The sequence below is a fragment of the Myxococcus llanfairpwllgwyngyllgogerychwyrndrobwllllantysiliogogogochensis genome (assembly GCF_006636215.1).
Lineage (GTDB): Bacteria > Myxococcota > Myxococcia > Myxococcales > Myxococcaceae > Myxococcus > Myxococcus llanfairpwllgwyngyllgogerychwyrndrobwllllantysiliogogogochensis.
The window spans coordinates 1-420 of the sequence record NZ_VIFM01000852.1 but is presented as its reverse complement, the minus strand read 5'-3'; the positions used below and the strand labels follow the sequence as shown (position 1 = coordinate 420).

Below are 420 nucleotides of genomic sequence, written 5' to 3'. Positions count from 1 at the left end.
GTGGATGCGCGGGCGCCGGCACGCTTTCGCGGCGAGGTGGAACCGCTCGATCCGGTCGCGGGCCACATTCCGGGTGCGCTGAACCGGCCGTTCTCCGACAACCTCGGGCCCGACGGCCGCTTCAAGCCGGCCGCGCAGCTGCGGGCCGAGTTCGAATCGCTGCTCGCCGGCCGCGATCCGGCCACCGTGGTGCACCAGTGCGGCAGCGGCGTGAGCGCCACGCCCAACCTGCTGGCGATGCAGATCGCCGGGCTGGGCCCCACGGCCCTGTTCGCGGGCAGCTGGAGCGAGTGGTGCAGCGATTCGTCCCGCCCGGTCGAGCGCGGCTGACGGCCTGCACGCCACGGCAGCGCCGTGAGGAAAACGTCATAAGCTAGTCCGGAAATCTTCGTTCCGCGCGGTGGGGCCGCTCCTGAGAAT

The 420-nt window shown here is 71.7% G+C and carries 1 protein-coding gene; it reads left to right on the top strand.

The features are described from left to right. Nucleotides 1-330: sulfurtransferase (locus FJV41_RS57520; RefSeq protein WP_281291684.1), on the top strand; the 330-nt coding region annotated here is incomplete at its 5' end. Between the last annotated feature and the right edge of the window lie 90 nt (nucleotides 331-420).